Source organism: Pseudomonas sp. YJ42 (assembly GCF_047225135.1).
GTDB lineage: Bacteria > Pseudomonadota > Gammaproteobacteria > Pseudomonadales > Pseudomonadaceae > Stutzerimonas > Stutzerimonas stutzeri_E.
Map to the genome: position 1 here is coordinate 4,289,716 of NZ_CP178378.1, position 19,360 is coordinate 4,309,075.

General features: G+C 58.6%; 20 protein-coding genes and 1 pseudogene. 13 read left to right on the forward strand and 8 right to left on the reverse strand.

Annotated elements, in window-relative coordinates; genetic code table 11:
• The first annotated feature begins 91 nt into the window (after positions 1–91).
• From ispF to ACL0K2_RS19850, 8 genes are all read left to right on the forward strand, one after another.
• Complete coding sequence (gene ispF / locus ACL0K2_RS19815; protein ID WP_045161310.1) at positions 92–565, forward strand: 2-C-methyl-D-erythritol 2,4-cyclodiphosphate synthase; 474 nt, start codon at positions 92–94, stop codon at positions 563–565.
• Positions 562–1,602 (forward strand): tRNA pseudouridine(13) synthase TruD, encoded by a 1,041-nt coding sequence (gene truD / locus ACL0K2_RS19820; RefSeq protein WP_413043274.1) that lies wholly within the window; start codon positions 562–564, stop codon positions 1,600–1,602. The genes ispF and truD overlap by 4 nt, the downstream gene beginning before the upstream one ends.
• Positions 1,602–2,351 carry a 5'/3'-nucleotidase SurE gene (gene surE / locus ACL0K2_RS19825; RefSeq protein WP_045161312.1) on the forward strand — a complete coding sequence of 250 codons (750 nt, stop codon included), beginning with the start codon at positions 1,602–1,604 and terminating at the stop codon, positions 2,349–2,351. The genes truD and surE overlap by 1 nt, the downstream gene beginning before the upstream one ends.
• 41 nt (positions 2,352–2,392) lie before the next feature.
• Positions 2,393–3,028, forward strand: coding sequence for a protein-L-isoaspartate(D-aspartate) O-methyltransferase (locus ACL0K2_RS19830; RefSeq protein ID WP_045161325.1), 636 nt, complete (start codon positions 2,393–2,395; stop codon positions 3,026–3,028).
• Positions 3,029–3,045: 17 nt separating this feature from the next.
• Positions 3,046–3,981: a DUF368 domain-containing protein gene (locus ACL0K2_RS19835; protein ID WP_045161313.1), complete on the forward strand. Its 936-nt coding sequence runs from the start codon at positions 3,046–3,048 to the stop codon at positions 3,979–3,981.
• A gap of 47 nt (positions 3,982–4,028) precedes the next feature.
• A complete protein-coding gene (locus ACL0K2_RS19840; protein WP_275589487.1) occupies positions 4,029–4,844 on the forward strand; it encodes a peptidoglycan DD-metalloendopeptidase family protein in 816 nt (271 codons plus the stop codon).
• A gap of 101 nt (positions 4,845–4,945) precedes the next feature.
• Positions 4,946–5,944 carry an RNA polymerase sigma factor RpoS gene (rpoS, locus tag ACL0K2_RS19845; protein WP_045161315.1) on the forward strand — a complete coding sequence of 333 codons (999 nt, stop codon included), beginning with the start codon at positions 4,946–4,948 and terminating at the stop codon, positions 5,942–5,944.
• A gap of 601 nt (positions 5,945–6,545) precedes the next feature.
• Positions 6,546–6,692: a hypothetical protein gene (locus ACL0K2_RS19850; protein ID WP_155397653.1), complete on the forward strand. Its 147-nt coding sequence runs from the start codon at positions 6,546–6,548 to the stop codon at positions 6,690–6,692.
• Between the two features lie 25 nt (positions 6,693–6,717).
• Here ACL0K2_RS19850 and ACL0K2_RS19855 read toward each other — a convergent pair whose 3' ends face one another.
• The gene (locus tag ACL0K2_RS19855) at positions 6,718–7,557 is read right to left on the reverse strand and encodes a GNAT family N-acetyltransferase (protein WP_413043275.1); all 840 of its coding nucleotides are present in this window, start codon (positions 7,555–7,557) and stop codon (positions 6,718–6,720) included.
• A 169-nt stretch (positions 7,558–7,726) separates the two neighbouring features.
• Between ACL0K2_RS19855 and ACL0K2_RS19860 the strand changes: the two genes are divergently transcribed.
• Both ACL0K2_RS19860 and ACL0K2_RS19865 read left to right on the forward strand, forming a co-directional pair.
• Positions 7,727–9,670 (forward strand): sodium:solute symporter family protein, encoded by a 1,944-nt coding sequence (locus tag ACL0K2_RS19860; protein ID WP_413043276.1) that lies wholly within the window; start codon positions 7,727–7,729, stop codon positions 9,668–9,670.
• A gap of 264 nt (positions 9,671–9,934) precedes the next feature.
• Entirely contained in the window at positions 9,935–10,450 is a 516-nt protein-coding gene (locus tag ACL0K2_RS19865; RefSeq protein WP_045162929.1) for a hypothetical protein, read from the forward strand.
• A 70-nt stretch (positions 10,451–10,520) separates the two neighbouring features.
• Here ACL0K2_RS19865 and ACL0K2_RS19870 read toward each other — a convergent pair whose 3' ends face one another.
• From ACL0K2_RS19870 to ACL0K2_RS19880, 3 genes are all read right to left on the reverse strand, one after another.
• Entirely contained in the window at positions 10,521–11,312 is a 792-nt protein-coding gene (locus tag ACL0K2_RS19870) for an SIR2 family protein (RefSeq protein WP_045162928.1), read from the reverse strand.
• Between the two features lie 10 nt (positions 11,313–11,322).
• Positions 11,323–11,871 (reverse strand): non-canonical purine NTP pyrophosphatase, encoded by a 549-nt coding sequence (locus ACL0K2_RS19875; RefSeq protein WP_239610686.1) that lies wholly within the window; start codon positions 11,869–11,871, stop codon positions 11,323–11,325.
• A gap of 135 nt (positions 11,872–12,006) precedes the next feature.
• On the reverse strand, positions 12,007–12,435 hold the full coding sequence (locus ACL0K2_RS19880; protein WP_045162926.1) for a group II truncated hemoglobin: 429 nt from the start codon (positions 12,433–12,435) through the stop codon (positions 12,007–12,009).
• A gap of 124 nt (positions 12,436–12,559) precedes the next feature.
• Here ACL0K2_RS19880 and ACL0K2_RS19885 point away from each other — a divergent pair, with 124 nt between their 5' ends.
• Positions 12,560–12,991: a universal stress protein gene (locus ACL0K2_RS19885; RefSeq protein WP_045162925.1), complete on the forward strand. Its 432-nt coding sequence runs from the start codon at positions 12,560–12,562 to the stop codon at positions 12,989–12,991.
• 25 nt (positions 12,992–13,016) lie between these two features.
• On the opposite strand, the gene ACL0K2_RS19890 is transcribed toward ACL0K2_RS19885, so the two are convergent.
• Together ACL0K2_RS19890 and ACL0K2_RS19895 are read right to left on the reverse strand one after the other, a co-directional pair.
• The gene (locus tag ACL0K2_RS19890) at positions 13,017–13,361 is read right to left on the reverse strand and encodes a YajD family HNH nuclease (protein WP_045162924.1); all 345 of its coding nucleotides are present in this window, start codon (positions 13,359–13,361) and stop codon (positions 13,017–13,019) included.
• Between the two features lie 40 nt (positions 13,362–13,401).
• The gene (locus tag ACL0K2_RS19895; RefSeq protein ID WP_239610683.1) at positions 13,402–14,106 is read right to left on the reverse strand and encodes a YebC/PmpR family DNA-binding transcriptional regulator; all 705 of its coding nucleotides are present in this window, start codon (positions 14,104–14,106) and stop codon (positions 13,402–13,404) included.
• 230 nt (positions 14,107–14,336) lie between these two features.
• On the opposite strand from ACL0K2_RS19895, the gene ACL0K2_RS19900 reads away from it, so the two are divergent.
• On the forward strand, positions 14,337–15,233 hold the full coding sequence (locus ACL0K2_RS19900; RefSeq protein ID WP_239610682.1) for an EamA family transporter: 897 nt from the start codon (positions 14,337–14,339) through the stop codon (positions 15,231–15,233).
• 349 nt (positions 15,234–15,582) lie between these two features.
• Here ACL0K2_RS19900 and ACL0K2_RS19905 read toward each other — a convergent pair whose 3' ends face one another.
• Together ACL0K2_RS19905 and ACL0K2_RS19910 are read right to left on the reverse strand one after the other, a co-directional pair.
• Positions 15,583–16,455: a methyl-accepting chemotaxis protein gene (locus tag ACL0K2_RS19905; protein WP_413044496.1), complete on the reverse strand. Its 873-nt coding sequence runs from the start codon at positions 16,453–16,455 to the stop codon at positions 15,583–15,585.
• Positions 16,438–17,505, reverse strand: a pseudogene (locus ACL0K2_RS19910) (methyl-accepting chemotaxis protein); the annotation flags it as partial. The gene ACL0K2_RS19905 and the pseudogene ACL0K2_RS19910, both read right to left, overlap by 18 nt.
• A 248-nt stretch (positions 17,506–17,753) precedes the next feature.
• Here ACL0K2_RS19910 and dgt point away from each other — a divergent pair.
• Positions 17,754–19,250: a dGTPase gene (gene dgt, locus ACL0K2_RS19915; RefSeq protein ID WP_413043277.1), complete on the forward strand. Its 1,497-nt coding sequence runs from the start codon at positions 17,754–17,756 to the stop codon at positions 19,248–19,250.
• Positions 19,251–19,360 lie beyond the last annotated feature (110 nt).

The following is a 19,360-nucleotide window of genomic DNA, read 5'->3' on the forward strand; positions in this document are numbered from 1 at the left end:
ATCCACGGCCGAGAGCATCGCTGCGTATCCGGCTTCACCCGGCGGTCGCGTCCTGTAGAATCGCGGGCTGTCTTTTCAGGGTAATCAGACTATGCGTATCGGCCATGGCTATGACGTGCACCGTTTTGGCGAGGGGGATTTCGTCACGCTGGGTGGCGTGCAGATTCCTCATGGATTCGGCTTGCTCGCCCATTCGGATGGTGATGTGTTGCTCCACGCTTTGAGCGATGCGCTGCTGGGCGCCGCAGCGCTAGGAGACATCGGTAAGCACTTTCCTGATACCGACCCCGCATTCAAGGGTGCCGACAGCCGGGTGCTGCTCCGGCATGTGCTCAAGCAGGTGCAGGCCAAGGGCTGGAAGGTTGGCAACGTGGACGCCACCATCGTCGCGCAGGCACCGAAGATGGCGCCTCATATCGAGATGATGCGCAGCCTGATCGCCGAGGACCTGCAAGTCGGACTGGACCAGGTCAACGTCAAGGCCACCACGACCGAGAAGCTTGGCTTCACCGGGCGTGAAGAAGGCATCGCCGTGCACGCGGTCGCACTGCTGGTCAATGCATGAACGAAGATCAGCTGCTTGGCCCGAGGGCTCACGGTGAGCCCTGTGGCACTGCCGTGCTCAAGGCCGTCGCCGAAGACTTTCAGGTGGACGAGGTCCTGGACATTCCCTTGTCAGGCACAGGCGAGCACCTCTGGCTCTGGGTGGAAAAGCGCAATTTGAATACCGAGGAAGCAGCGCGCCGGATTGCCCGGGCGGCTGGCGTGCCGGCGCGGAGCATCAGCTATGCCGGCCTGAAGGATCGTCAGGCGCTGACCCGTCAGTGGTTCAGCCTGCATCTTCCGGGCAAGGCCGATCCGCAGCTTGGCAAGGCCGAAGACGAAACGCTTAAAATCCTCCAGGCGGGCCGTCATCAACGCAAGCTGCAACGCGGCGCGCATTCTGCCAATGGTTTCACCCTGCGGCTGACCGAGTTACGCGCAGACCGGGCAGTGCTGGACGCTCGCCTCGAGCGAATCAAGACTCACGGCGTCCCTAATTATTTTGGCCTGCAGCGATTTGGTTTCGAGGGCGGCAACGTCCAGGGCGCACGTGAATACGCCAACCGCCAGGAACTGCCGGCTCAACGCAATCTGCGCTCGCGCCTGCTGTCGGCTGGGCGCAGCTACCTGTTCAATCGGGTGCTGGCCGAGCGGGTGGCCGCGGGCAGCTGGAATCAAGCGTTGGTGGGGGATCTGCTTGCGTTTACCGATAGCCGCAGCTTTTTCCCTGCAGGCGAAGCCGAGTGCGCTGATCCTCGGCTGGCACTGCTCGATCTGCACCCCACAGGGCCGCTCTGGGGCGCTGGAGAGTCGCCAGCTACAGGCGAAGTACAAGCGCTTGAGGCACGGACCGCAGTAGCGGAACCGTCAATCGCCAAGTGGCTCGCAGAAGCCGGAATGAAGCATGAGCGGCGCACTCTTCGCCTCCCCATCGGCGGCTTGTCGTGGCATTATCCCGAGCCTGACATTCTGCAACTTGAATTCGTCCTGCCGACCGGGTGCTTCGCCACTGCTGTGGTGCGTGAACTGGTCAGCCTGGCAGGGCAGACGGACATTTGATGCGTATTCTGATCGCCAACGACGACGGGGTGTATGCACCTGGGCTCGCCGCGCTTTATGACGCGCTGGCGGATTACGCCGAGTGCAAGGTGGTTGCCCCAATCCAGGACATGAGCGGCGCCAGCAGCGCATTGACGCTGGATCGCCCGCTTCATCCGATAACCATGCCGAACGGTTTCATCGGCGTGAACGGTACACCCACCGATTGTGTTCATCTGGGTATCAACGGACTGCTGGACGAAGCGCCCGATATGGTGGTTTCCGGCATCAACATGGGTGCCAATCTGGGCGACGACGTGCTGTATTCCGGCACCGTGGCAGCGGCCATCGAGGGGCGCTTCACCGGCCAACCCGCGTTCGCGTTTTCGTTGGTGTCCCGGCTGCCCGACAACCTGCCGACCGCCGCCTATGTCGCGCGCAAGCTAGTCGAGCACCAACAGACGCTCGATCTGCCGCCGCGTACCGTGCTCAGCGTCAACGTGCCTAACCTGCCGCTCGATCACATCCGTGGCATCCAGCTGACCCGGCTCGGCCATCGTCGCCGCGCCAAGCCTCCGGTCAAGCAGGCGAACCCGCGAGGTAAGGACGGCTATTGGATTTCGGTCGCCGGTGACGTCGAAGACGGCGGACCGGGTACCGATTTCCATGCGGTGATGCAGGGCTACGTTTCGATCACCCCGCTACAGCTCGACCGGACCTTCCACGAGGCGTTCAAGGGACTCGATAACTGGCTGGAGGGTGTACTGTGAACCACCGCGGACCAGACAACCTGCTGCGCCACGGCACGGGCATGACCTCGCAACGCACCCGTGACCGCCTGATTCAACGGCTTTACGAGGAAGGCCTATCGGACGCGCGCGTTCTCGAAGTCATCCGACGCACACCGCGCCATCTTTTCGTCGATGAAGCCCTGTCCCATCGCGCCTATGAAGATACCGCGCTGCCCATCGGCCACAACCAGACGATTTCGCAGCCATTCATGGTCGCCCGCATGAGTGAACTGTTGCTGGCCAACGGACCACTGGACAAGGTACTGGAGATCGGCACCGGTTCCGGTTACCAGACAGCCGTGTTGGCGCAACTGGTCGAGCGGGTTTTCTCAGTCGAGCGCATCCAGGCGCTGCAAGATCGGGCAAAAGAGCGTCTGGTCGAACTCAAGTTGCGCAACGTGGTCTTTCGCTGGGGTGATGGTTGGGAAGGCTGGCCTGCATTGGCGCCCTACAACGGCATCATCGTTACCGCGGCGGCAGCCGATGTGCCACAGGCCCTGCTCGATCAACTGGCTCCCGGCGGGCGGCTGGTGATACCGGTCGGGGTTGGCGAAGTCCAGCAATTGATGCTGATCATTCGAGAGGAAGACGGTTTTTCCCGCCACCTGCTGGACACCGTGCGCTTCGTGCCGCTGCTCAATGGACCTGTAGTTTGATCTCAGCGGAAGGAAGCATGAAAAACGCGTTGATGTTGTACGCCAAGGGCATGGCCATGGGCGCGGCGGATGTGGTTCCGGGCGTGTCGGGCGGAACAGTAGCCTTCATCACAGGTATCTACGACGAATTGCTGCGTTCCATCGGTGCTGTGCCCAATGCGCTCGGCCCATTGCTGCGTGGTCGCATCAGCGAAGCGTGGCGTATCGCCAACGCGAGTTTTCTGCTGGTGCTGTTCGCCGGCATCCTAACCAGCGTGCTCAGCTTGGCCAAGCTGATCACCTATCTGCTGGAGCATCATCCGATTCCGGTCTGGTCGTTTTTCTTCGGTCTGATTCTGGTTTCGGTGCATCTGGTCAGCAAAGAAATCCAAAGACGCAGCGTGTCACGTCTGGTCAGCCTGTGCGCAGGGATCGGCTTTGCCTACTGGATTACCGTCGCGGCACCCATGCAATGGAGCGCGAGCAGCATCAGTCTGTTCTTTGCCGGCGCCATCGCCATTTGCGCGATGATCCTGCCAGGTATTTCCGGTAGCTTCATCCTGGTACTACTTGGGCTATACCCAGTCATTCTAGGGGCCGTCAAGGCTTTGGACCTGGGAGTCATGCTGACCTTCGCGGCGGGATGTCTTGTCGGCCTGCTGAGTTTCGCCCGCTTGCTGAGCTGGGTGTTGTTGCGTTGGCGGGATCTCACCCTGGCGTTCCTGACCGGGTTGATGCTCGGCTCGCTGAACAAGGTATGGCCGTGGAAGGAAACCTTGACCTGGCGCCTGGATTCCCATGGTCAGCGGGTGCCACTAGTCGAGCAGAACTTGCTGCCCGGTACTTATGGCGAGCTGACCGGACAGGATCCGCAGCTGTTGCTGGCCGTACTGTTGGCGGTGGCTGGCGTTGCCCTCGTGCTCGGACTCGAGTGGTTCGCCGGACGGCGTCAGCCACTGGCGGAAACGGTCTGAACAGTCTTGTCGATCAAAGGGAGCGAGCAGTGAAGCTCACAGCCACCATGCGGTGGATAAGCACTTCGTCCATCCGTTGCGCACTTGCCGCCATCGTGGCGGCTACCTTGCTTGCCGGGTGTGCCAGCTCACCTTCGGGTGGCGTGCATGTCGTGGATCGTAATAGTCGCGATCGTGTGACCAGTGGCCAGTATGTCGTCCAGCGCGGCGATACACTGTGGTCGATCGCCTTTCGCTTTGGCTGGGATTGGCGCGATCTGGCACGGGTCAACGGCATCAGTCCGCCTCATGTCATTTATCCGGGACAGACGATTCGTTTCAGTGGGCAGGCACCACGGACCGTAGCCACCCGTCCGGCTCCTCCTGCGCCAAGTTCTAAGCCTGTGGTGGTCGCGACACCGGTCCCGACGCCACCGCCTTTGACCCGGCCCAGCGTGCCGGCGCCCAAAACGCCCGTGGCGACCACACCGGTCACTCCTGTAACCCGCTCCGCAAGTGGCTGGGCCTGGCCTGCGGGCGGTACTGTAATAGGCCGGTTTTCCTCAAACGGCAGTTTGAATAAAGGCATTGATATCGCCGGGGAATTAGGACAGCCTGTTTTAGCTGCTTCTGATGGGGCTGTTGTGTACGCCGGTAGTGGTTTACGGGGTTACGGCGAACTTGTGATCATCAAGCACAGCGATACCTATGTAAGTGCCTACGGTCATAACCGCAGGCTGCTGGTTCAGGAGGGTCAACAAGTCAAGGCTGGGCAAAGAATTGCCGAGATGGGATCGACTGGAACCGACCGGGTGAAGCTGCATTTCGAGATTCGCCGCCAAGGCAAACCCGTAGATCCTCTGCAATACCTACCCAAGCGCTGATTTGTATTATTTTCCTGTTCCGGCACTAGGAGGGGCTTGAGCGTTACCAGGGAGTGCGTGTCGCCCGAGCCTGTTGTCGAACTCAGAACAGGAAAACAATAATGGCTCTCAAAAAAGAAGTGCCGGAGTTTGACGTAGACGATGCCGTTCTACTCATGGAACCTTCCGCGGAGGTCGAACCGATCGGTGACCTGCCTCGCGTCGGTTCAGCTGGCACCCGATCCAAGACCGCAACTGTCAAGCAACACAAGTTCATCGATTACACCCGGGCGCTCGACGCCACTCAGCTGTACCTCAACGAAATCGGATTTTCTCCTCTCCTGACTCCCGAACAGGAAGTGCATTACGCACGCCTCGCGCAAAAGGGCGATCCGGCGGGGCGCAAGCGCATGATCGAAAGCAATCTGCGATTGGTGGTGAAGATTGCTCGGCGCTACGTGAACCGGGGGTTGTCATTGCTGGATCTGGTCGAGGAGGGCAACCTTGGGCTGATTCGGGCTGTCGAGAAATTCGATCCCGAGCGTGGTTTCCGTTTCTCCACCTACGCCACTTGGTGGATTCGACAGACCATCGAGCGGGCGATCATGAACCAGACCCGCACCATTCGCCTGCCGATACATGTGGTCAAGGAACTGAACGTCTATCTGCGCGCCGCCCGTGAGCTGACCCAGAAGCTCGATCACGAACCCAGCCCGGAGGAGATCGCCAATCTGCTCGAAAAGCCGGTTGCAGAGGTTAAACGGATGCTGGGGCTCAATGAACGTGTGACTTCGGTGGATGTATCGCTAGGGCCAGACACGGACAAGACGTTGCTTGACACACTGACCGACGACCGGCCGAGTGATCCTTGCGATCTGCTGCTCGACGATGACCTGTCAGAGAGCATCGACCAGTGGTTGTCCGATCTGACCGAGAAGCAGCGTGAAGTGGTAATCCGCCGCTTCGGTTTGCGTGGTCATGAGAGCTGCACTTTAGAGGAAGTTGGCCAGGAAATCGGCTTGACCCGTGAGCGGGTACGGCAGATCCAGGTCGAGGCACTCAAACGCTTGCGTGAAATTCTCGAGCGTAACGGCCTTTCGAGCGAATCCCTGTTCCGTTAACGCCCCCGTACTACCCCTTGCCGAGCGGCAAGGGGTGCATTCTTCTCACCCCTCACCCCTCACCCCTCACTCCTCACTCCTCACCCGTTATGGACACTTTGCCATGGCGCTTTTGAATGCGGAGGTGGAGGCGAGTCAATCGATAGGGTTAACCCTCGCTCCGCCGTCTTTCCGTTGAAGCTTCTCGGTATGTAAGCATTCGCTTACAAGATGTGTAAGCAATGCCCGAAAAAGCATCCAAGACGATCGCCTTTGAGAAAATTTAAACAGCTATGTGTATGATTCATAAAGAATTTTACAACTAGTAAAATAAAGACCCAATTGCCATCATGCATTTTTCCGAGTTGCTGTTGTCGTCCAAAGCCTTAATATCGCACCCGTACTTAAGGACAAGTACAGCCGGCAAGGATGTCGGTCTGGAACAGCCGCTGGATGCGGTTTCATCAGGACGATGAGTAGGAAAAAAGGGAAGTAGGGAAGGAGGCGGGCGGGGCTTAAACCCCGCCCCTTTTTTTTGCCTACGATTTGGCGGTGCCGGTTTGTCGAACGACTGGTCTCTTGAGAGGCCTAACGTGGGTGACACAACTCAGAGGAATTCACCATGAACGGCAACGACCCGAACGAACCTACCCAGCCCGGGCAAGACCAGGAAGACCAGATCAAACGCCGCCCAGACGAGGCTGATGAAGATCACCTGGACGAAGCACTGGAAGAAACCTTTCCAGCAAGCGATCCCATCTCCCCATAGGCTAGAACCGCCAGGGATTGCCCTTTCAGTTTCTCTCCTCAGCCAGTCGCTGAATTAGCGCGGGGAGCACCTGTTCGCGCAGCAGTGGGGCGAGATGTTCCTGTTGCTGTGCCTGCAGTTCAAGCCAGTCCAGTGCCTCGATCTCGGCCTGAACCCGTACCTTGTCTACCAGCCGACCGACGAAGACATCGGCCTGCACCCAGTGATCCGGCTCGTTGGCTGCACGCGCCTGGAAGTGGCCCAGCGACCGCAGCTGCGACGCTTCTATTGCTAGATCCAACTCCTCTCGAAGCTCACGTTTGAGTGCCTGCAACGGAATCTCCCTAGGTTCGATCTTGCCGCCAGGCAACATGAATAGGCGAGTGCCGCGTTTGCGTACGACCAGTACTCGACCGCTGTCATCGAGCAGACAGGCCGTAGCAATTTTCAGAACAGTGGAGGTCATGCGATCTCTCTCGTTATCGTGCCATAGGGCCATGAGCGTCTTGTTTCGGTTGTAACGATGTAGGCGGGAGGCTAATGCCTCGGGCAGTGTCGTGGCTTCGCTGAAGCCCAGATGTTGATAAAACGCCATTAGCTTGGGTTCACAGAACAGCCAGACAGGGCCTCCGCACTCGGCCAAGACCCGGGTCACTAAGCGTTTCGCCAGACCTTGGTCGCGCCGGCTGGGCGCGACCAGTAACCCAGTCAGCCAGTGGCCGTCATCCACGGGACTCAGGCATAGCCCTGCGACAATATCCGGATGCCCCGCAACCCAACAGCGGGCGCGGGCTGGCACCCGCATGTGGGTGCCGTGGGCTCGGTAGAACTTATTGAGCAGCGGGTGGCAGGCAATTGAAAGCTGACGCAGCTGGAGTTCGGACATGAGTGCTCCCTGACGACGCTGCGCATGGTAACCGATGCTTGCCGTAGGGGGTCTGCCAGCGCTCTACGGCTGGCTGAGGGGGGCGTTCGTTCCGTTCATCCGAAGTATGCAATTTTTCGCCGTTGCGCAGGTTCTTAAGCGAACAGCCCTCCAACAAGGACATAACAATATGTTGGATCTAGCGATAGTGGCGGCCTTCATTCTCTATGGTCTGGGTTCTGGCTTGCGCGCACGGGGTAAGGCGTCCCAAAGCCTCGACGAATATTTCCTTGCGGGTCGAACGATTAAAGGCTGGAAGGCGGGATTTTCCATGGCCGCGACCCAGTTCGCGGCCGATACGCCTCTGCTGGTAACCGGCCTGGTTGCTACCGCCGGCGTCTTTGCCCTTTGGCGCCTTTGGATCTACGGCCTCGCATTCCTGCTAATGGCATTCGTGTTTGCGGTGTGCTGGCGACGTGCCGGCGTATTGACCGATGCCGAGCTGACCCGCGTGCGATATAGCGGCAAGGGCGTCACGCCGCTGCGCCTGCTCAAGGCGATCTACTACGGTACGGTAATCAACTGCGTGGTGCTGGCGATGGTATTGGTAGCAGCCATCCGCATCGCCGAGGTATTTCTGCCTTGGCATCTTTGGCTGCCGGCAGGGCTCTACGAGCCCATTGTGAGTTTCGTTTCCAGTGCCGGGATTCAGCTTGGCGAGAGCATCACCGGACTGAGCCCGGCGATGATGAGCGCCAATAACCTGATATCTATTCTCCTGATTCTCTCGTTCACCGCCATGTATTCGATTACCGGTGGATTGCGGGCCGTGGTCCAGACGGATGTGATGCAGTTCAGCTTGGCCATGATAGGCACGTTGCTATATGCCTGGTTCGTCGTTGATGCTGCTGGTGGCCTAGGTGGGCTGACGGATCGCATTGTCGAGCTTTATGGCGCCGATCAGGCCAGCAAGATGTTGTCCTTCGCACCGCCCGCCGATGCAGGCGAGGCACTAATGCCGTTTTTGGTGATTGTCGGACTGCAATGGTTTTTTCAGATGAATTCCGACGGCACCGGCTATCTCGCGCAGCGAAGCATGGCGTGTCCGACTGACCGCGATGCGCGCATTGCCGGCCTGGTGTTCACCTGGTTGCAGATTTTTCTGCGCAGCCTGTTCTGGATGGCTATTGCGATCGGCCTGTTGGTGCTCTATCCGTTCACGCCGGGAGAAATGGCCGGCGACGGTTTCACCGCAGGGCGTGAAGCGCTTTTCGTGCAGGGTATCGAAGACCTGCTGCCGCCGGGTGTGCGCGGCTTGATGTTGGTTGGCCTGCTGGCTGCACTGGCCTCCACCGTCGATACGCATCTCAACTGGGGCGCCTCCTACTGGAGCAACGACGTTTATGGCGGTGTGTTTGCACCACATGTGCTGAAACGCAAGCCACGGGACCGCGAATTGGTGATCGTGGCGCGGTTGTCCAACGTGCTGATTCTGATCATCGCGATGATTATCATGGCGAATCTGGGCTCGATCCAGACTGCCTGGTTCATTTCGCTATTGTTCGGGGCGGGTATGGGGTCGGTATTGGTGCTGCGATGGCTCTGGGAGCGTATCAATCTCTATTCGGAACTGACCGCAATGGGCGTTTCGCTGATCACTGCGCCTTTGCTGCTTTACTATCTGGGTACTGATCCGGAGCGCGAGTGGGTGCGCCTCGGCATCATGGCGCTGGTCACCACGACCGCAGCCATCCTGGTCACCTTCGTCACGCCTGCGACTGACGATGCAACGCTCAAGCGCTTCTATCGCCGGGTGCGCCCGTTTGGTTTCTGGCAGCACGCGGCAATGCTCAACGGCGTAGCCGCAGCGGTGTCGGTCAAGGCGCTTGGTACGCGGCTATCAGCCGTTGCGATCACGGCAATTTCGCTATTCTCCTTATTGGTCGGTGTGGGTCGCTTGATGTTTCCTTCACCGGAGAGCAGTGCTTTGCTCGGCTGGGTATGTGTGGCGCTAGGCCTGTTGCTGATACCGGTATGGCTGCGTATTGCCATGGGGCGACAGTTCGACAGCGATCCGGAAGATGAACCATTGCCAGACGATTCGACGCAAGGTATTAGCGCTCGGGTTGACTAATATTGCCGTATGGTTTGCGTTATTAATCGTTTCGTTAGTTTCTGATTTGCTGTTTCGTTTGATGTGTGGAAGAGCACTTGGAACGGTCAGGTCGGTGTGGTTTTATAACTAGCGAAACGGATAATCGAAAATAAATATCGTTAATAATCAATAAATTGATAGACATACCTAAAATAAAGTGAACAGTTCATACATGCCCATGTCACTAACTATGCGCATCGCGCAATTGCGTATTCCGCCATAGCTAGAACAAGAGGTGTTGTCATGAACCGACTTTTCAAAACTTCCCTCCTGGTAGCCGCCATGTTTCCAGCGCTCGCCGTTGCCGCTCCGGTGGCAGGTGATCGCGAAGTTACCTTAAGCGGCGCGGGCAGTAGTGATAAGGACTTCGACGATACAGTGTTCTCCGTACAGGGTAGTTGGGGTACTTATCTGGATGAGGCTTCCATGTGGGGCATCCGGCAAACCGTAAATGCACGAGACTCAGAGGGAGAAAGTGTCCAGTTCGACGGCTCGACCCGTGTGTTTTACGACTATCACTTTGGCAGTGGCAAGACTCGTCCGTTTATCGGTGTGAGTGCCGGCGGCATCTACGGCGAAGAGGTTGACGAGACGTTCATGGGCGGGCCAGAGCTTGGCATCAAGTATTGGGTGCAGGATAAGACCTTCGTCACCGCAATGGCTGAATATCAATTCCTGTTCAAAAGTGGGAGCGATGCGCGCGATCGTTACGATGATGGCGCGTTCTTCTACAGCGTTGGTATTGGTTATAACTACTGAGGCCGACGAGTGCGATGCCCCTGTGGCATCGCACTCAGCCGTTCCATTACCTGCCTGGCGAGCGGTTTGATCAGTTCTCCGTCAGCATCTTCAAAAAGTTTTGCAAGGCCAATCCAGGTTCATCATCTTCCGAGGTGATCATTCGGATACCCCATTGGCTGAGAATTTCTTCCTGCACCGGATTGGGCTTGTGCGAGAAAACATATGAGATCGGTCGGACTCCAACAGTCTCATGCTCATTCCACATTTTCGATAGTTTGTAGAACAACAATCGGATATTGGTATCGGAGAGGCTGTAGCCGATAAACAGAACGGCTTTACTCAAGGTGTCGGCGCGTAATTTGATATCGAGTGGTGTTTCGAACTGCAACCGTTCGTAATAGCTTGTCTCATCCAGCACGATCGAGTCGTCATCATCGAAGTCGCCGTGAAACTTTACGATTTGCCGGACGCCGTCGCGGGCCTTTACCAAGTCACTTGCATTGGCGATCTTGATGTAACCGACGCCATGCGCATCGTGGGCGTTCTCGAGCCAGCGGTCGTAATTGGTTGTGTATATGGCCGGAAATCGGCCCTGAACGATCAGGCGGTGAATCTCAGAGTTGCGAATCTCGATGTTCTTATGCCATTCACGGTCCATCCAGCTGCGCAGCGGGCCGATGTTGCCTTTCTTGATCCGATAATATTCGGCGAGCGAGAGGAAGTTTCCATAGGTATCGAAAACGTCCGGGTCGTAATCAAGCTGTTGAGCGATTTCGTCTATCAGCTTTCGCCATGGCGGCAGCCCGATATTCGCTGATACGCCGGAACCTACGAAAAGGATCAGACGGTTATTCCGATACGCCTCCAACAGCTTCTGCATCGACTACCTCTCAGATCCCACGCAAATGAGTGATAAAGGCTTCCAATGCCTGCTTGCGCATGGACAAGTCGTTATGCACGCCACCCAATTCGGCGAAGGTGCAGGAATAGCCGTCCGGAACGAACACGTTGTCCCACTCGAAGCCTTCTTCTCCCGCCGGCTCACGGGAAATCCTGCCAGCGACCTCGCCCTTGAAAAAGTGCCGCTTGCGGCCGTCGCAGTAGCCGATCAGGGTGCGTGCCACCGCTGAGGGATCCTCCAGATTACCGATCAGTTCAGAGAAGCGCACCGCATGCAAACGGTCCCAGAACGTTTGGGTCAGCCCACCGGGAAAACCATTCAGGCTATTGATGAACAGACCGGAATGCTCTACGAAAACCGGCTTGCCTATCAGCTTGAAGGCTTGCAGCAGCTTATCGCTGACCAGCAGGTTCAGATCCTCGGTCTGCGTTTCAACGATGCGTACCGGAAAGTTGATGATCTCGACGCCGTTCTGCCTAAGAAACTCTCCTGTCTCGCGAATTTTCTGCTCGTTGACCGAAGCAAAGCGGATCTTCATGTCAGTTACCTGGCTGCGTTATGCGGAATCCGGATGCCGCAGGACGTGCGTCTTGCCCCACACAGGTATGACGCAGCGATATGCCCAGGGTTCGGCCTTCAGCCCGTCGGGTCGCTTGGGTATAGGCGGTGACTACTACGGATGCACTGGGCAACCTCGCCGCCCGGCTTGGAGAATGCGCTCTGCCGGCACTCGTAACTGCACCAGCAGATAGTCGGCAAAGTCCGCTGAATAGCCCTGCCTGGCAATGGCCTGGGCCATGCATTCGAGCCAGGCATCACGCTCGATTTCGCCTACCGTCCAACGCGTATGGAATTGCGGGATGCTGATGCTGCCGAATTTCTCCGCGTAACGGCGCGGCCCTCCCAGCCAGCCGCTGAGAAACGCCGCCAGCCGTTCGCGTGAATTGCTCAGGTCCTGCGGGTACAGGCGACGCACGCAATTGGCTGCTTCGGTTTCGTCCATGATTCGATAGAAATCGGCAACCAGCCTCTCGATGCCGGCCTCGCCGCCAGCGGCCTGGAATGAGGCGTCACCGACGCCAAACGGAACGATTGTATTCATAAGCTGACCTTGAAATGGAGGCTTTACCGCCGGGGATTGATCCAGAGCAATGGATGCGATTCCAGCAGTCAGATCCTGTTGGGTGTTGGTCTATGCTGTTTTCATTACTTGATGGAGGCCCACTATGCGCAACATTCTTCTAGCTTACGACGGTTCGGACAACGCCAAACGAGCACTGCAGTACATCATCGATTTCGCCACCGATGCGCCTAAGTCGCTCCAGGTGCATGTCTTGAATGTGCAGCAGGAGCCGGTGCTCTATGGTGAGTTCGTCACGGCGGATACGGTTGAAGAGCTGAACAAGAGTTTTCTCGACAAGTCGCGCCGTACCCTGACAGAAGCCGCTGCGGCGTTGCAGACGGCCGGGATCGCGCATCAGACCCACGCGATTCTGGGCAACGTGGCCGAGCAGGTGAACGATGCGGTGGAGCGGTTCGGATGCGACACCGTGGTGATGGGTACACGCGGCCTGGGCAGTTTTACCGGCATGCTGATGGGTTCGGTTGCCAACCGCGTGGTTCATGAGGTCTCGGTGCCGGTACTGCTGGTGAAGTGACCGGCGTTGAGATGCCGGATTGGGATCAGTCCGGTTTTTTCTTGAGTAGATCGCCCAGATTGGCGAAGGCCTTGAAGGTTTCCTTCGGACCCAGGTCGCTGCCCGGCCTGGCTTCGGCGTGATACTGATTGTCCGTATAGCGTGAGTGCTCGTTGTCGTGGCAATACAGGCAGAGCAGTTCCCAGTTCGAGCCATCTTCTGGGTTGTTGTCGTGGTTATGGTCCTTGTGGTGGACCGTCAACTCGCTCAGCCGCTTGCCGGAGAACTCCCTGGCACAGCGACCGCAGACCCAGGGGTACATCTTCAGTGCCTTTTCGCGATAGCCCTGTTCGCGTTGGGCGTAGGGCGTGTTCGGTTTGTTCGTGCTCATCGTTCGCTTCGTCCTGATTTGTTCCGCACCGGATCGCCTGTCACCCCGCTAGACCGACGTAGACATTCTGTACGTCATCATGGGCGTCGATAGCGTTGAGAAAGGCTTCGACTTCCTCAAGCTGAGCGTCGGTCAAGGTCGTGACCGGGTTCTTCGGACGATAGCCGAGCTGCGCCGATTGCACATTGAAGCCGTGTTCGGGCAGGGCGCGGCAGACCACATCCATATCGGCGACATCACTGATGAACAGCGTGGCACCGTCTTCGGCCGCTTCGAAATCCTGCGCGCCGGCTTCGATGGCGGCCAGCTCCGGATCGGCGTCCGCGGAGGCCGGTGCCGCTTCGATCATGCCGCAATGATCGAAGTCCCAGGCCACCGAGCCGGACGCGCCGAGCTGACCCTTGCGAAACAGCACGCGGATCTCGGCCACGGTGCGGTTGACGTTGTCGGTCAGGCACTCAACGATTAGCGGCACCTGATGTGGGGCGAAACCTTCATAGGTGGTGCGTTCGTAGTGGACGCTTTCGCCGAGCAGCCCTGCGCCTTTCTTGATCGCACGTTCCAGCGTTTCGCGCGGCATCGAGGCCTTCTTTGCCTGCTCGACCACCAGACGCAGGCGAGGATTCATGTCCGGGTCGGCGCCACTGCGCGCGGCAATCATGATTTCCTTCGACAGCTTGCCGAAGGTGCGACCCTTCGCGTTAGCTGCTGCTTCCTTATGTTTCGCTTTCCACTGTGCGCCCATGGTTACTCTCGTGATGTGTACGGATTGATGGTTTCGCCGTCAGGTATCAATTCTAGCCCTTGCAGGGCATGCAGGCACGGCCTGCGCGCAGTCTTCAAATGCCGTGGCATTCGGTTACCGGGGGCCACCGGATGGTGCCGACTGTATGGTCAATTTGCGCGCTTGCTGTATGTGTGCACGCGCATCGTGCTAAGGCTTTAATGAGGTCTTTGCCTGCGGAGAAGCTTGCCATGTCGCCCAAGGACCTGCTGCTGGCCCTGGTCGTGATCATCGTCTGGGGCATGAACTTCGTGGTGATCAAGATCGGCCTGGACGATATCCCGCCGATGTTGCTCGGGGCGCTGCGTTTCATGCTCGCAGCGTTTCCCGCCATTCTGTTCATCAAGCGACCGCAGATGCCGCTGCGCTGGTTGCTCGCCTACGGCGCGACCATATCGCTGGGGCAGTTCGCCTTCTTGTTCTCGGCCATGAAGGTCGGCATGCCGGCTGGGCTGGCTTCGCTGGTGCTGCAATCGCAAGCGTTCTTCACGCTGTTCTTCGCGGCATTGTTTCTCGGCGAGCGGCTGCGCGCCACCAACCTGATCGGACTGATGATCGCCGCAGGCGGCCTGGTGTTGATCGGTATGCAAGGCGACCGCAGCATGACCCTGGCGGGGTTCGTGCTGACCATCTGTGCGGCGTCGATGTGGGCGCTGGGCAACATCGTCACGCGCAAGGTCGGCAAGGTGAATCTGGTGGGGCTGGTGGTGTGGGGCAGCCTCATTCCCCCGATTCCGTTTTTCTTCCTGTCCTGGCTGCTGGAAGGTCCACAGGTGATAGAAAGCGCGCTGCGCGGGTTCGGGTTGAGCTCCATGCTGGTGCTGATTTACCTGGCCTTCGGCGCGACTATTCTTGGCTATAGCTTGTGGAGCCGGTTGCTGTCGCGATACCCGGCCAACACCGTGGCGCCGTTCTCGCTGCTGGTGCCGGTCGTCGGGCTGACCTCGGCGGCGCTGTTGCTGGACGAGCATCTGGGCCTGTTGCAGGCCATCGGCGCGTTACTGGTGATGCTGGGCCTGATGATCAACGTGGGCGGGGGCTGGCTGGCAGGCCGTCTGCGCACTGCATTCGGTGGCTCGCCGGCCTGACAGTAAAATGCCCCGCACCGGGAGCCGGGCGGGGCATTTTGGGGTCGATCAGCGGGCCGCGTGACTGCCTAGCAGAGGTGTCGCGCCGTTAGCTTTCTCTCGCTTGGCCAAACGCTTTTCCTGTGCGGTCTTCAGCGGCTTCTTTTTCGCATTCTTCTTTGTGTCCATACCTTTGCTCATGGTGTCGCCTCGCGGATAGATGGCTGGGTTGCGCGTCCCTGCATCGGTCTGCTCTGTGGTCTTTACACCTCGAAGAAATATGGAGAGGGGATCGAGACTACGCCTGATTGGTGGGGCTGGATAGCGACACTTTCTGTGCCGCGACCAGCCCCCTGCAGAGCAGGTGTCATCAGACCTTGAACCGACTTATCAACGTCTGAAGTTCGTTGCCCAGATGAGCCAGTTCGGCGGTGGAAGTGGCGGTTTCCTGGGCCGCTTCGGCGGACCGGTCGGCCACGTCGCGCACGCTGAGTACGCTGCGGTTGATCTCTTCGGCAACCGAGCTCTGCTGTTCGGCCGCCGTGGCGATCTGCAGGTTCATCGCCTGGATGACCGATACCGTCTCGGTGATTGACTGCAGCTCGTGGCCGACTTCCCTGGCCAGCGCGACGGTTTCCACGGCGAGGCGACTGCTGCTGTCCATCATGCCGGAAGCGTTACGTGCCCCTTTCTGCAACTTGCCGATGAGTTCTTCGATCTGCGCAGTCGACTGCTGCGTGCGCTGCGCCAGGCTGCGAACTTCGTCTGCGACCACGGCAAAGCCTCGGCCGGCCTCACCGGCGCGCGCGGCCTCGATGGCGGCATTGAGTGCCAGCAAGTTGGTTTGCTCGGCGATACCGTTGATGACGGTCAGCACGGTACTGATGCCATCGGTCTCTTGATTCAGTCGGGTCATCGCCGCGGCCGATAAATTGACCTCGCTGGATAGATGGTCGATCTGCGACAGCGCACGTTGCACCACGGCATTTCCCTTGGTTGCTTGCTCGTCCGCGCGCTTGGCTGCCCCTGATGCTTCTTCGGCATTGCGTGCCACTTCCTGCACCGTGGCGGTCATTTCATGCATGGCCGTGGCGACCTGATCGGTTTCCTGCCGCTGGCTGTTTACGCCCGCGCTGGTCTGCTCGGTCACGGTCGACAGTTGTTCGGAGGCGGTCGCCAGCTGCGTAGTGATGCCACCGATATGGCCGATCAACTGCTGCAGATTACGGCGTGTCTTGCTCATGGCCTCGAGCAGTCGGCCAAATTCGTCGTTACGATTCTCGATCTCCTGCCCGGTCATGTCGCCGGAGCCGATGCGCTCGGCGAGACGTACGGCCTGATCGAGTGGTCGAGTGATCTGGCGAACCATCAGCGCACTGATCAGCACACCGAACACAATAGCGAGCACGGTAATGGCCATCACTTGGAGCTTTTTCATGCGCGCATCTTCTGCGCGCATCTGCGTCTGGTTAGAGATGATCCCCTGAGCATGATCGTAAAGCGTGGCGAAAATCGCCTCCATGTCCTGGCGCGCCTGATGCTGTCGAGCAACGATCGGCGGTAGTTTTTTAACCAGTTCGACATATTCGTTGGCGCTCGCTTTGAGCGTTTTCAGACTTTCGGCTTGAGGACCGATCAGCTCGTCCTCCAGTGGCGCGATGGCAGCGTTAAGCGCTTTGAATTGCTCGTTCAGTGTCTGTAGCGCCGATTCGGACTCCTCCATCAGATAGCCTCGGACGGTGAAGCGCAGCAGGCGGTTCTGTTTCGACAATTCGGTGGTGAGCAGCGCGATGTTCGCGATATCGCCGCTCGGGTGCAGGACCGGGTTGCCGTGCACCCCGTTCCAACGACGTTCCAGATCGGCGATCAGCTTGTCGGTGGTGTTGCCGGTGTCGACCCAATTGGCCCGGGTCTGTTTCTTCAGATCACGCAACGCCGCCAGCTTGGAGAAGGCCTCTTGGTAACGGATTGCTTCGTTGGCAATGCTTTCCAAGTACCGCCGATCTTGCGGTTCGGAAAAGTCGGCTCTTTTCTGCTCGACCAGCTGGGTGATCTTCGCTACCGCGTCGGCTACGCGAGTGGCATAGATGGCATCGCCGCGTTCTTCGAAGCGCACCTGGGCATAGCGAATTTCATTGGCTTCGTTGAGCAGGCTTTCAGCGGTTTGCGCTTTGTCGCTACGTGAAATCAGTGCGTCCATGCTGAATACGCCGATGGTGGCGACGCAGATGGTCAGCAGCAGAACCGCGGCGAAGCCTAGAGCCAGCTTGGTGCTGACCTTGAGATTCTTCATTGTTATTTTTCCTCAGGCGGGCAGGTTGCCAATGGCAAAGTCGTATTATGACATCGGCTATTTTCACCTAAACTTAAACATGTTGTCAGACAACATTTTCGCCAGTATCGACTGTGCCCTGTTCTGTCGCTGCGGGAGCTGCCGCCGCCGGTACGCTCCGCCGGACGGCTGTGTTGACGTCTGATCGCTTGGTAAAGCTGACGGGCCGCGCTAGGCTCGCGGTTCCCACCTAAAGAACGAGCCTAGCCATGCCGGAGCCGGTGAATTTCAAGCACAAGATCTCCCGCCAGCGGCCCTACGGTCGGGTGGAATCGGGTCTGAAGGCGTCCGATGGCGATCTGTCGTTGGTGATCGATCAGCTTGAAAGCGACCGCGGACGCATCATCAACTCCGCTGCGGTGCGCAGGCTGCAACAAAAAACCCAGGTCTTTCCGCTGGAACGCAATGCGGCGGTGCGCAGCCGACTGACGCACTCGTTGGAAGTCCAGCAGACGGGACGTTTCATCGTCCGCACGCTGTACAAACAGCTCGGCAGCAAGGCTGGCGAGTATGGTCTCGATGGGCTCGAGGGGGCGCTGGAAAGCCTGGTGGAGATGGCTTGCCTGATGCACGATATCGGCAATCCACCCTTTGGGCACTTCGGTGAATTCGCTATCAGCGAATGGTTTGGCGGCAAGCTGGAAGGGCTGTTCGATGTAGCCGTCCCGGCGGAGCGGGGCGATGCAGCGCTACGCGCCCGGATGCTCGCCGACCTCAAGCAGTTCGAAGGCAACGCCCAGGCAATTCGACTCGTGGTCAGCCTGTTGCGGTTGAACCTCACCTATACCCAGACGGCCGGTTTGCTCAAATATGTCCGAGCGGCCTATGCGCCCAAGCCGGGGAAGGGCACGCCTGGCGCCTACCTGCACAAGAAGCCGGGCTTCTATCTATCCGAGGAACCGTTCATAAGCGATCTGCGAGCGTCGCTGGAACTGCAATCAGGCAGCCGTCATCCGATTGCGTACATCATGGAGGCGGCAGACGACATCGCCTATTGCCTGGCGGACATCGAGGACTCTGTGGAGAAGGGTATTTTCACTATCGAACAGCTGTCGCAACTGCTGTTGGCCAAGTTCGTCGAGCACGGTTCGCCAGACGAGCCGATCGCGACAACCGGGCGCAGTTTCCGCAGCATAGTCACCTACGCTCAGTCGCGTGCCGAGAAAGAGCCGATCAACAAGGTCGGCGAGTTTTTCATCTGGCTGCGAGTGAACATGGTCCATCCGCTCGTGCAGCATGCGGCTCAGCAGTTCATCGAGCATATCGAGGAGGTGTATCACGGCACTTTGGACCGTGCCCTGCTCGAAGACGCCAGCCTGGCCAACGCCATCGTGCAAACCTTCAAGGACGTGGCGATGGAGCGGGTCTTTTGCCATCGAGAGGTGGAGACCCTGCAGCTCCAGGGCTATCGAATCCTTCAAGGGTTGCTGGATACCTATGCACCATTGCTGCGCGTGGCCCCGGCAACCTTCCAGGCCCTGACCGAAAGCGGATGCCGCAGCGAGCCGCACCTGCAAATGCTCGCGCGGCGCTTGCCCAGTCAGCTGATCAAGGCTTATCACGAGGCGCTAAACGCGCATCCCACAGGTTCGCCGGATCAGCCGTTGTGGGAGTTCTATTATCGTTGCCGCATGCTGCAGGATTTCGTCAGCGGCATGACCGATCAACTCGCGCAGGACGAATTTCGCACCCTCTCCGCGCTCTAGTCCCACTTGCGCTGCGCAGTAAGCGCGCCTTCCTCTTGGATTTCTGCACTCGCACGCGACGCTGCTATGACCGGCCTGCGCCATATCGGCTCACAGAAGGCGTTTCGCTG

Bases quoted from the DNA above. Each gene is read 5' to 3' on its own strand.
- ACL0K2_RS19895 (WP_239610683.1), bottom strand. From the start codon at position 14,106: ATGGGCGCACAGTGGAAAGCGAAACATAAGGAAGCAGCAGCTAACGCG.
- dgt (WP_413043277.1), top strand. From the start codon at position 17,754: ATGCCGGAGCCGGTGAATTTCAAGCACAAGATCTCCCGCCAGCGGCCC.
- ACL0K2_RS19835 (WP_045161313.1), top strand. From the start codon at position 3,046: ATGAAAAACGCGTTGATGTTGTACGCCAAGGGCATGGCCATGGGCGCG.
- ACL0K2_RS19905 (WP_413044496.1), bottom strand. From the start codon at position 16,455: ATGAGCAAGACACGCCGTAATCTGCAGCAGTTGATCGGCCATATCGGT.
- ACL0K2_RS19900 (WP_239610682.1), top strand. From the start codon at position 14,337: ATGTCGCCCAAGGACCTGCTGCTGGCCCTGGTCGTGATCATCGTCTGG.
- ACL0K2_RS19875 (WP_239610686.1), bottom strand. From the start codon at position 11,871: ATGAAGATCCGCTTTGCTTCGGTCAACGAGCAGAAAATTCGCGAGACA.
- ACL0K2_RS19880 (WP_045162926.1), bottom strand. From the start codon at position 12,435: ATGAATACAATCGTTCCGTTTGGCGTCGGTGACGCCTCATTCCAGGCC.
- ACL0K2_RS19890 (WP_045162924.1), bottom strand. From the start codon at position 13,361: ATGAGCACGAACAAACCGAACACGCCCTACGCCCAACGCGAACAGGGC.
- ACL0K2_RS19855 (WP_413043275.1), bottom strand. From the start codon at position 7,557: ATGTCCGAACTCCAGCTGCGTCAGCTTTCAATTGCCTGCCACCCGCTG.
- ACL0K2_RS19860 (WP_413043276.1), top strand. From the start codon at position 7,727: ATGTTGGATCTAGCGATAGTGGCGGCCTTCATTCTCTATGGTCTGGGT.
- truD (WP_413043274.1), top strand. From the start codon at position 562: ATGAACGAAGATCAGCTGCTTGGCCCGAGGGCTCACGGTGAGCCCTGT.
- ACL0K2_RS19840 (WP_275589487.1), top strand. From the start codon at position 4,029: ATGCGGTGGATAAGCACTTCGTCCATCCGTTGCGCACTTGCCGCCATC.
- ACL0K2_RS19850 (WP_155397653.1), top strand. From the start codon at position 6,546: ATGAACGGCAACGACCCGAACGAACCTACCCAGCCCGGGCAAGACCAG.
- ACL0K2_RS19830 (WP_045161325.1), top strand. From the start codon at position 2,393: ATGACCTCGCAACGCACCCGTGACCGCCTGATTCAACGGCTTTACGAG.
- ACL0K2_RS19870 (WP_045162928.1), bottom strand. From the start codon at position 11,312: ATGCAGAAGCTGTTGGAGGCGTATCGGAATAACCGTCTGATCCTTTTC.
- surE (WP_045161312.1), top strand. From the start codon at position 1,602: ATGCGTATTCTGATCGCCAACGACGACGGGGTGTATGCACCTGGGCTC.
- ispF (WP_045161310.1), top strand. From the start codon at position 92: ATGCGTATCGGCCATGGCTATGACGTGCACCGTTTTGGCGAGGGGGAT.
- ACL0K2_RS19865 (WP_045162929.1), top strand. From the start codon at position 9,935: ATGAACCGACTTTTCAAAACTTCCCTCCTGGTAGCCGCCATGTTTCCA.
- rpoS (WP_045161315.1), top strand. From the start codon at position 4,946: ATGGCTCTCAAAAAAGAAGTGCCGGAGTTTGACGTAGACGATGCCGTT.
- ACL0K2_RS19885 (WP_045162925.1), top strand. From the start codon at position 12,560: ATGCGCAACATTCTTCTAGCTTACGACGGTTCGGACAACGCCAAACGA.